The following is a 10,141-nucleotide window of genomic DNA, read 5'->3' as shown; positions in this document are numbered from 1 at the left end:
TCCAAGGTGATCGTGGCGATCAACAAGGACGAAGAAGCCCCGATCTTCCAGGTAGCCGACTACGGCCTGGTGGCGGACCTCTTCGAGGCGGTGCCGGAGCTGGAAAGCGCACTCAAGGCCGCGGTGTAACCATCGCACCGGTTCATGTGCGGCACCCGAACAGGCTGTACCCCTTGCTGCCCCCTTTCGGGGGCTTTTTTCGTAGGCGCGCACAGGCTACCGACCAAGGTCGAACCATGGCAACATTGAACCGATCCCGTTCCAGCCCCATATAACTGCTGACGATCTGCGACAAGACTGGCCAGGCGCCGGTCTCCCAATCATTTGCCAGACAATTCCCGAGAGGCCCCGTGAACCCGATTATCGAACTCCTGCAGTCTCATCGCTCAATTCGCAAATTCACCGACGAGAAGATGTCCGAGGATCTCTTTCACCAGCTGATCCGCTCCGGCCAGGGTGCCGCGACCTCCAATCACATCCAGGCCTGCACGGTCATTCACGTCAAAGATCAGGGAAATCGTGACAAAATTGCCGAACTTGCCGGCAATCAGCAGTATATTTCGACATGTTCCCACTTTGTGGTGTTCTGCGCCGATCTCAAACGCCCGCTGGCAGCCGCCGACCGCGCCGGAGCGGAAGTGATTGACGGCATGACCGAGCAGTTCATCGTGGCCACCGTAGACGCTGCGCTGATGGCCCAGAACGTCGCCATTGCCGCCGAGTCCGAAGGCCTGGGTATCTGTTACATCGGCGGCATCCGCAACAACCCCGCCGAGATCAGTGACATCCTGAAACTGCCGGACCAGGTTTACCCGGTGTTCGGCATGTGCATCGGTTACCCGGACCAGGAGCCGGAGGTGAAGCCCCGACTGCCCTTGGAAACCATCCTCAAAACCGATGCCTACGACGATTCCGCCGACGAGGAGCAGGTCGCCACCTTCGATGAAACCATGCGGCTGTACTACCGCGCCCGCACCGGTAACAACAAGGACACCACCTGGTCCGAACAGCTCAAGCCGCTGTTTACCGCCAAGCTGCGCCCCCACATGCGGGAATTCCTCCGCAAGCGTGGCTTTGAGATGAAGTAAGTCCCCACTGACCCGGGGCCGTTTCGGTTAACTCCCGCCAGCCGCCTTGTCCGCAAACCACCAGCCGGGCAACAGGCGTCTTACCTCGGGCTTGCCGAAGCGGTCGTCGATCAGCCAGATCCGCCCCCGGTCCTGCTCGGTGCGGATGACCCGGCCCGCGGCCTGGATGACTTTCTGGATACCCGGATACAGATAGGCGTAGTGGTAGCCGGCGCCGAAGCGCTGGTCGAGGCGGGCTTTGAGGATCTGGTGCCAGTGGTCGAAGGGTGGCAGGCCGAGGGTCGCCACAAAGGCACCGATCAGGCGGTTGCCGGGCAGGTCAATACCCTCGGCAAAGGAGCCGCCCAGCACTGCGAAGGCCACCCCTTCACTGTCTTCGGTAAACCCTTCGACGAAAGCCGCCCGTTCCTGCGATGACATCCCCGGTTTCTGGTAGCGCAGCGGCACTCCCGGCGCCTCGCGCTGCAGCACTTCCCGCACCGCATCGGCGTAGGCAAAGCTGCTGAAATAGGCCAGATAGTTGCCGGGTTGACGCTGGTATTCCCGGGCGATCAGTTCGGCAATGGGCTGGCAGGAGCGCTCCCGGTCTGCCTGGCGGGTGCTGATGTGACCGACCATATTCACCGTGAGCTGCTGAGCGCTGAACGGGCTGGCTACCTCTTTCCAGCCGGTGTGCTGCGGCAGGCCCAGCAGATCCCGGTGATAGATCCCCGGAGCCAGGGTGGCGGAAAACAACACCGTACTGTGAATGGCTGCGAAACGGGGCTGCAGGAAATCCGCCGGAATCAGGTTCTGGATTGCCAGGCTTGCCCGGCCGCGCCCCCGCACCGTGAGCTCGCACAGCGAGTGGTCACCGAAGCTCTCAGCCAGCCGCCCGAAACCGAGGCACTCGAACATCAGTTCCTGCAACGCGTAATCCGGCGGCTGTTCGGTCAGGTAATCGGTGATCGCCGACACCAGCCCCCCCAGGGCGCCGGTAAAGCTGCCCGGAATCACCGGCAGCAGCGACGGCGTGTCGAAGGACACCGCGCCCTGGTCACGTACCAGCGCCTGCCAGGCCCGTGCCAGCCGGTTCAGCGGGGCTTTCAGCTCGCCGGGCGCGGAACGCCGCAGCGCCAGCAGCCGTTGCTGACTGAGGGTGACCGAGTACATGGCACGGGCCCGGTCGATCAGGTTGTGGGCCTCATCCACCAGCAGGCTCACCCGCCAGTCGTTCTGCCGGGTCAGGCCATGAAGAATGGCCGACTGATCAAACAGCCGGTTGACATCCGCCACCACAACATCGGCCCAGCGTGCCATTTCCTGGGCCAGGAAATAGGGGCAGATCTGATACGCCAGCGCCACCTCACGCAGGGTCCCGGAGGTGAGCGGGCCAGCCTGGTTAACCGCCGCCAGCCGCGCCGCCGGCAACCGGTCAAAGAACCCCCGGGCCAGCGGACAGGCCTCACCATGACAGGCTTTGTCCGGATGTTCACAGGCATCGCCCTTCGCCACCAGCTCCAGCACCCGCAGCGGCAAACGCGCGGGCTGTGCGGATGCGAGCATGGCCAGGCCATCCAGGGCCAGCCGCCGCCCGGTATTGCGAGCGGTGAGGAAGAACAGCCGGTCCTGCCCGGCTTTCGGCAGCGCCATCAGCGCCGGGTACAGCGTGCCCAGGGTCTTGCCCAGCCCCGTCGGCGCCTGCAACAGCAGGGACTCGCCACGGCAGGCGTTGACATACACGGTACGGGCCAGCTCCCGCTGGCCGGCGCGGAAGTCGCCAAACGGAAACTCCAGCTCCGCCAGCGCGCCATCCCGGTATTCCCGGTGCCGGGCTTCCTGTTTCGCCCACTCGGCGTAGGCGCGGCAAAGTTCGACCAGCTCCTGCCACAACTCGTCTGCAGTGGCGGTTTCGGTCACCGGCGTTTCCTTATCCCGGTTGACGTCGTAGTACACCAGGGTCAGTTGCAACCGTTTCAGTTGCTGCTCCCGGCACAGCAACGCGCCATAGGCCCGCAGCTGGGCCCGGTGCAGGGCCTGCTGGGCCGGCGACAGGCGGCTGAGATCGCCCCGGTGGGTCTTGATCTCCTCCAGCCGCCCGGCCACCCGGTCATAGCCGTCGGCCCGGCCGGACACCTGCAGGCCCTCGCAGATACCGGCCAGCGGGACTTCCTTCTGATAGCTGAGGGGGCGCCGCTCCTGCACCCGGGTATGACCGGCCATGCCTTCTTCGGCCGACGGCGCCGGGGTATAGCGATGATCGAGGTCCCCGGCGCGTGCGGCAAACTCGCACAGCGTGCGGACCGTCACTTTCAGCAATCCGCTCACGATGCCCCGGGCTCCTGCCAGCGCACATAGCACACCGCCGCCGGCATCCCCTGTCCGGCAAAAAAAGCCAGCCAGCGGCGCTGGTGGTCCTGCAGGCGATCCCCCGGCCCTTTCACCTCGACAAGCTCGTAAGCACGGGTTGCGGGATAGAAACGGACCAGGTCCGGCAGTCCGCTGGTGTGGGCTTTCAGATCCTCCAGCATGCGCCGGAACACTGCCGCGAGGTGCTCGGCCGGCAGGCAGGCCAGTGCAAGCTCCAGCAGCTCTGCCGATAACACCGGCCAGGTCACCAGCGGATTGGCGACACCCTGCTTGTCGCGCCAGGCCTGGCGGATGGTCTCGCGGTAACGGCCGTCCGCCAGCTGCGCCAGGCAGGCGTCGAACTGTTCACGGCGACGGGCCACAAAGTCTTCCCGGAACAGGTCCGCCGGGCCCTGCTGGAACGGGTGGAAGAAGGCGCCGGGCAGCGGTGCAAACAGCGCAGGCCAGCACAACAGGCCAAACAGGCTGTTGAACAGGGTGTTTTCCACGTAGAACACCGGCGCAGCATCGTCCTGCCAGGACTTCACCACGGCAGCCTCGACCGTGCCATGGGCAGGCTGAGCCAGGGTCAACGGGTATTCCTTCGGCTGGTGAGGTTGCGGTGCCACCGGCACCGGCTGGCCAAGTTTTTTGGCGAGCCGGGCCTCCAGGCGTAACAGCCCCTCGGTTTCGGCAGCGTTGCGTGGCGCCCGCCGGGCTTCCCGCACCAGCTGCCAGGCCTCATCGAGCCGGCCCATCCGCTCCAGTAATCGTAACTGCCGCAACCTGCCTTCGCGATGGCCACTCATGGCCCAGGCCATAAGGGCCAGCTCGCGGTCGCCGCCACGCTCCGCCTGGCGGCCCAGTTCAAACAGCAGCCGACCACGGCGGCTTTCCAGCCAGCGGTTCGGAGCCACGTCCTTGGTGACAAGCTGCCAGATTGCCTGCGGGGTCTCGCCGTTATCCAGCGCCTCACGGCAGCCGTGCAGGTGCAGATAGGCATCCACCTCGGCGCGGCTACCGAAAGCGCGGGATTCCGCCGTTAACCGGACCGGCTCATAGCGATAGATGCCGAGTTCCGCCAGCACAAAGTCCGACCAGCCCTGGCGCAGGTTGCCGAAGAACATCAGCCGCAGGCGCTCAAACAGGGCCATGTGCTGCAGCGCAAGTACGGCATCCGGCGCCTCGGGCCACCAGTCCCGCAGCGGTTGCGCCGCTGGCAGGCGCGGCGCCAGGGCTTCGGTGAGCTGCTTTTTGGTGACAACGGGGCTGAGGCCGGCGGCGGCCAGCGGGCCGGCCAGGGCCTGGCGCAGTTCTGCCAGGGTGAACAGGCGACAGAAGCCGGCAAAGTCCAGTGGCGGATCGGTCACCACCCAGCCCGCAGCGGCCAGCGTGTTCACCGCATCGGTCACCCCAAGCTCCGGATACTTCAGCCGGCTGAGGCGAAACAGGCTGCCGCTGCGCATCACCAGGCGCGCCAGCAACGCCCGCGGAGCCTTTCCCAGTGACGACAGGCCAACCAGTAATTCCCGTTCCTGCGGAGTCAGCAAGTCACCGTGCAGATGCGCCACCCAGCTAACAACGGTGTCAAAGTTCTCCAGATAATACAGCGGGTTATCGAGAGAGGCCGCAACCGGCTGCGACAGCGGATGGCGACCGCGACGGGAGTCAATCATGGCTGGCAGCAAACCTCAGGCAGAACGGTGACGGATCAGCGCGCAGGAGAATCAGAGCGTAAGGCGTAAAGGTACCATCAGCTCCGCTGCGACGGCCAACACTACCCTCAGGGTGACGGGCCCGCCTTCGACCTGCCGGAGGTCCGGGAGGGCGACTTGAATTTTCTTGCGGTGAACATGAAACCTTTTTGGCCCGATCTGCGTGCTTATCAGTACCGCGGGGCACAATCTGACAAGTGCGCTGACAAGTGCGCTGACAAGTGCGCCCTGCATCCATGGCAGAACAAGACAAGAACCCAAGGGAGAACGGGCAATGACAAAAACAATTCATCTGGTCTTACCCACGGTGTGCGATGCACGGATTCCGCGCCCGCTGTGGACCGCCATTGCCATCAGCGACACGCTGCTGCAACTGCTGGACAGCCAGGCCGAGGATGGCGAGCTTCACCTCGTTGAGGAGCGTTTCCGCCAACAGGTTCGCTGGCAGCCCCGCTCGGACTTCCAGCCGGCAACCACCCGCGTCCGCCTGCGTGATCACAGCCTGGTCTTCCACACCGTCAATCAGGGTTCTGCCATCGGCATCTGCTCCATCCCGGTATCGCTCGACCGGCTGCACCGTCTCTATCAGACCACCCCCGATGGCGGCACCGCGTTCTACAGCACCGACATTGCCATCCTGAAAGCGATCTTTTTCCGCACCATGGGCAATCTGCTGGCGCACCGGCAAAATTGTCAAACCTTGTCAAACATGGCCGCGGCAACTGGCCTGAAGGGGGCTCACTGAACTAACGTTCTGGTAGCTGGCTGAGGCAAGGGTATGCTGCGCCATGTACACCGAGACTACCGAACTGGAAATTCCCACCTCCGAACTGCGAATCGGCATGCACGTTATTCGCCTCGACAGACCGTGGGAAGAAACTGACTTTCTCCTGCAGGGCTTTGTCGTCCGCGACCGTGATGAAATCCAGGCCCTGCAGGCCCAGTGCCACACGGTAACCATTGAAGGCAAGGTCCGGAATGGACCCCGCCCTGCGCCCCCTGGCCGACAGGAAAAACAACCCTCCATGCTCGGACGCCTGCTGGGCAAAAAGCCCGAGCCGCGCCGCCGCAACGTCAGCGCCAGGCCGGCAGCCAACGCCGCAACGGGCAATCGCCAGCGGTCGCGCGTCACTTACATCAACAAGGTGGATGTCGGTTCCGAGTTTTCCAGAGCCCGCCGGGCCTATACCCAGGCCAAAACCCTGGCAGAAGACATCATGGCCGGCGTGCGAATCGGCCGGGCACTGGACATCAACCGTGCCAGGGCGGTAGTGGACGACTGCGTCGACAGCCTGCTGCGCAATGAAAATGCCCTGTTGCTGCTGACCAAGCTTAAACACAAGGACCACTATACGGCCGAGCACAGCATCAATGTCTCGGTGCTGGCGGCGGCCCTCGGCAAGCACCTGGGCATGCTGGAGGAGGAAATCCGCACCCTCGGGCTGTGCGGCCTGTTGCACGATGTCGGCAAAATGCGGATCCCGAACACCGTCCTCAACAAGCCCGGCACCCTGACTCCGGATGAACATGCACTGATGCGTAGCCATGCCGGCCTTGGCCGGGACATCCTGATCAACGTCAACGGCGTCAACCATGCCGCCATCGATGTCGCCTACAATCACCACGAACGCCTCGACGGCAAAGGCTACCCCCGCGGTCTTCGCGGCAGCCAGATTCCCCATTTTGCCAAGGTGGTCGCCGTCGTCGACACCTATGACGCCATCACCAGTACCCGCTGCTACGACGGCGCCCGCTCCTCCCTCGAAGCCCTGGAGATTCTCTATCGGATGCGTGACCGTCAGTTCGACCCCGAACTGACCCTGGAATTCATCAGGATGATCGGGATTTTCCCGCCCGGTTCGCTGGTCGAACTAGCCAGTGGAGAGGTCGGAATTGTCCTTGCGTCCAATCCCCGCAACCGTCGCAAACCGGTCATCAAACTGGTCCGCGATGCCGGCAAGCAGCCGCTCGCCGAAGAAATCACCCTCGACCTCAGCAGCGAAACCAGCTTGCCCCCCGGCCTGGATGGCCGGATTGCCCGGGAGATCCCGGACGGCACCTACGACATCCGGCTGCAATCGTTTCTCGACCAGGGGCTTATTCTTCGGCCCGAACAGGTTAGGATGGCGGAGTAAATCCAGCCTTACATCCGGAACCCCGTTATGGCCAAACTACGTCCCTTCTCCCTCCTTGAGCTGGCGTCGGTCCGCGAAGGCGACTCCGTCGGCGCCACCCTCGCCAACAGTGTTGCCTATGCCCGCCATGCCGAACGCCTGGGCTTTCGCCGCTTCTGGCTGGCCGAACACCACAACATGGAAGGCATCAGCAGTTCGGCGACGGCGGTGCTGATCGGCCACATTGCCGGCCAGACCGAAACCCTGCGAGTGGGCTCCGGCGGCATCATGCTGCCCAATCACCCGCCCCTGGTGATTGCCGAACAGTTCGGCACCCTGGAATGCCTGTATCCGGGTCGCATCGATCTCGGCCTGGGCCGCGCCCCCGGCACCGATCCGATCACCAGCCGCGCGTTGCGCCGGGAAGGCCTCGGCGCGGAACAGTTCCCGGAAGACGTTGCCCGCCTGCAACAGCTGCTGGGCCCCCTGCAACCCGGGCAACCGGTCAAGGCGATCCCGGGCGCCGGCACCGAGGTGCCGATCTGGCTGCTGGGTTCCAGTCTCTACAGTGCGCAGCTGGCAGCGATGCGGGGCCTGCCCTACGCCTTTGCCGGGCACTTCGCCCCGCGCCTGTACCGCGAAGCAATCCGGATCTACCGGGAAAATTTCCAGCCCTCGGCGCAGCTCGCCAGCCCCTACGCAATGCTTGCGCTGCCCGCGATTCCGGCCGCAACGGAGGAGGACGCCCGCATCCTCGCCACCACCAGCTACCAGCGTGTACTGGCACTGTTCCGCGGCCAGCCGTTGTGGCTGAGACCGCCGGTGGAAACGATGACGGGGTTGTGGAGCCCGGCAGAAGAAGCCGGTGTGCGGGATTTTCTGGCGCTGCAACTGCTGGGGGATGAGAACGGGATCCGCCAGCAGCTCGAAAAGCTGCTGGCGACGGTCGAGGTGGACGAGCTGATGTTTACCGTCGATCTATACGATCCACAGCAACGTCGCGCCGGGCTCGACATCCTGGCCCGGGTGAGGGACTCCCTCGGCGGCTAACCTTGTTCAGGACTGGTGCTTGGGCTGGTACGCCCCGGCATCGACCCGCGGCCGGTCCTGCTCGCCTTCGCTCAGCGGCTGGCACTCCTGCAGGCTGGCCAGGGACCGCCGGGTCAGCCGCTGGTATTCTTCGGTGCCCGCTTTCTTCCAGGCTATTTCCTGCTCGCTCAGGATACGCAGCACCTTCGCTGGCGAGCCAACAATGAGCGAACCCGGTTCACAGCTGAACTTCGCCTTGACCAGCGCCCCGGCACCCACAATGGAACGGGGCGCAATGCGGGCCTCGTCCATCACCACCGCGTTCATTCCCACCATGGCATCTTCCCCCACGATGCAGCCGTGCAGGATGGCGCCATGGCCAACATGGCCGTTCTTCTCGATCACCGTATCCATTCCGGGAAACGCGTGCATCACACAGGTGTCCTGGATGTTGGAACCTTCCTTCAGCACGATGCGACCGAAATCTCCCCGCAAACACGCTGCCGGGCCGACATAACAATCCGCGCCGATCCAGACATCGCCGATCAGCACGGCGCTGGGGTGAACATAGGCAGAGGGATGAACAACCGGAATGACACCTTCAATGCTGTAACTGGGCATAACCTTCTCCTGCAGAACGGGCTTCCCGCCAACACCCACCGGGGACGAAACCTTCCCTGGCGCGCAACTGTTATGGGACCCAAAAACTTATTGTGATTGATTTTCTGTATCACATTATATTTTTTTGGCAGAAATTTCATACCGGACTACGCTTAATAAACGTCAAAATCCGTCCCCAGCACCGAGACTAATCTATAGCTGATATTGATTTTTACCAATTATCAATAAGATACACCTGATCACCCCGCACCCCCGGCCAACGTGATACAGAAGTCGATACCCCATAACCTTGACGGGTATCAATTCTGGGATATACTCATTTCTCAAAACTACCCTGACAAACCAACAACACAGGGCCGCCAGCACATGCACCGGAAGAAACCCGAGCCTCTCGTCACCGAAGCCTGACCCGCGCCCTTCCAGTCATCCTTGCTACCAACAACGGGATAACACCATGACCCAGCCGAGCATCCTTCTAGACATCGACCAGGGCATCGCCCTGCTCACCCTGAACCGTCCGGACAGCCTCAACAGCTTCAATGTAGACATGCACGAGCGCATGCGCGACGCCATTGAAACCGTGCGCAAGGACGAGACTGTCCGCGTGCTGGTGATCACCGGCTCCGGTCGCGGCTTCTGTGCCGGCCAGGACCTGTCTGACCGCAGTGTTGCTCCGGGTCAGGAAGTGCCGGACCTCGGCGCCTCCCTCGAGAATTACTACAACCCGATGATGCGCAGCCTGCGTGAACTGCCGATGCCGGTGCTGTGCGCGGTCAATGGCGTAGCCGCCGGCGCCGGTGCCAACATTGCGCTGGCCTGCGACATTACCCTGGCCGCCCGCTCCGCCAGCTTCGTGCAGGCCTTCTGCAAGCTGGGCCTGGTACCGGATTCCGGTGGTACCTGGACACTGCCGCGCCTCGCCGGTATGGCCCGCGCCAAGGGTATGGCACTGCTGGGTGACAAGATCGGCGCAGAACAGGCGGAGAGCTGGGGCATGATCTGGCGCTGTGTCGACAACGACCAGCTGATGGAAGAGACCATGAAGCTGGCCCGCCACTTCGCCAGCCAGCCCACCAAGGGCCTGGCACTGATCAAGCGTGCCCTGCATGCCAGCGCCAGCAACACCTTTGAAGAACAGCTCAACCTGGAGCGGGATCTGCAGCGCCAGGCGGGCAGGACCGAGGACTACCGTGAGGGCGTCGCCGCGTTCATGGAAAAGCGCACACCGTCGTTCAAGGGGAAGTAA

The 10,141-nt window shown here is 63.4% G+C and carries 8 protein-coding genes and 1 pseudogene; 6 read left to right on the top strand and 3 right to left on the bottom strand.

The features are described 5' to 3' along the window. Positions 1-129 (top strand): annotated as a pseudogene (locus tag CLH61_RS10310) (electron transfer flavoprotein subunit alpha/FixB family protein); the annotation flags it as partial. Between the two features lie 221 nt (positions 130-350). Then, positions 351-1,088, top strand: a complete 738-nt coding sequence (nfsA, locus tag CLH61_RS10305) for an oxygen-insensitive NADPH nitroreductase (protein WP_099614616.1) — start codon at positions 351-353, stop codon at positions 1,086-1,088. A gap of 27 nt (positions 1,089-1,115) precedes the next feature. Here the strand turns inward: nfsA and CLH61_RS10300 are convergent, their stop codons facing one another. Together CLH61_RS10300 and CLH61_RS10295 are read right to left on the bottom strand one after the other, a co-directional pair. Continuing rightward, entirely contained in the window at positions 1,116-3,383 is a 2,268-nt protein-coding gene (locus CLH61_RS10300) for an ATP-dependent DNA helicase (RefSeq protein ID WP_099614661.1), read from the bottom strand. Between the two features lie 8 nt (positions 3,384-3,391). Next, positions 3,392-5,092 (bottom strand): VRR-NUC domain-containing protein, encoded by a 1,701-nt coding sequence (locus CLH61_RS10295; RefSeq protein WP_099614615.1) that lies wholly within the window; start codon positions 5,090-5,092, stop codon positions 3,392-3,394. Between the two features lie 313 nt (positions 5,093-5,405). Between CLH61_RS10295 and CLH61_RS10285 the strand changes: the two genes are divergently transcribed. The 3 genes from CLH61_RS10285 to CLH61_RS10275 are packed head-to-tail and all read left to right on the top strand — an operon-like array spanning position 5,406 to position 8,295. After that, positions 5,406-5,876, top strand: coding sequence for a hypothetical protein (locus tag CLH61_RS10285; RefSeq protein WP_099614613.1), 471 nt, complete (start codon positions 5,406-5,408; stop codon positions 5,874-5,876). Positions 5,877-5,919: 43 nt separating this feature from the next. After that, positions 5,920-7,266 carry a cyclic di-GMP phosphodiesterase gene (locus CLH61_RS10280; protein WP_099614612.1) on the top strand — a complete coding sequence of 449 codons (1,347 nt, stop codon included), beginning with the start codon at positions 5,920-5,922 and terminating at the stop codon, positions 7,264-7,266. Positions 7,267-7,293: 27 nt separating this feature from the next. Beyond that, positions 7,294-8,295 (top strand): LLM class flavin-dependent oxidoreductase, encoded by a 1,002-nt coding sequence (locus CLH61_RS10275; RefSeq protein ID WP_099614611.1) that lies wholly within the window; start codon positions 7,294-7,296, stop codon positions 8,293-8,295. A gap of 6 nt (positions 8,296-8,301) precedes the next feature. On the opposite strand, the gene CLH61_RS10270 is transcribed toward CLH61_RS10275, so the two are convergent. Next, on the bottom strand, positions 8,302-8,895 hold the full coding sequence (locus CLH61_RS10270; RefSeq protein WP_099614610.1) for a phenylacetic acid degradation protein PaaY: 594 nt from the start codon (positions 8,893-8,895) through the stop codon (positions 8,302-8,304). A 454-nt stretch (positions 8,896-9,349) separates the two neighbouring features. Between CLH61_RS10270 and paaG the strand changes: the two genes are divergently transcribed. Further along, entirely contained in the window at positions 9,350-10,141 is a 792-nt protein-coding gene (gene paaG, locus CLH61_RS10265; protein WP_099614609.1) for a 2-(1,2-epoxy-1,2-dihydrophenyl)acetyl-CoA isomerase PaaG, read from the top strand.

The organism is Marinobacter profundi (assembly GCF_002744715.1).
Lineage (GTDB): Bacteria > Pseudomonadota > Gammaproteobacteria > Pseudomonadales > Oleiphilaceae > Marinobacter > Marinobacter profundi.
Note: the sequence above shows the minus strand (reverse complement) of the source record. Positions and strands in the feature narration are given on the sequence as shown.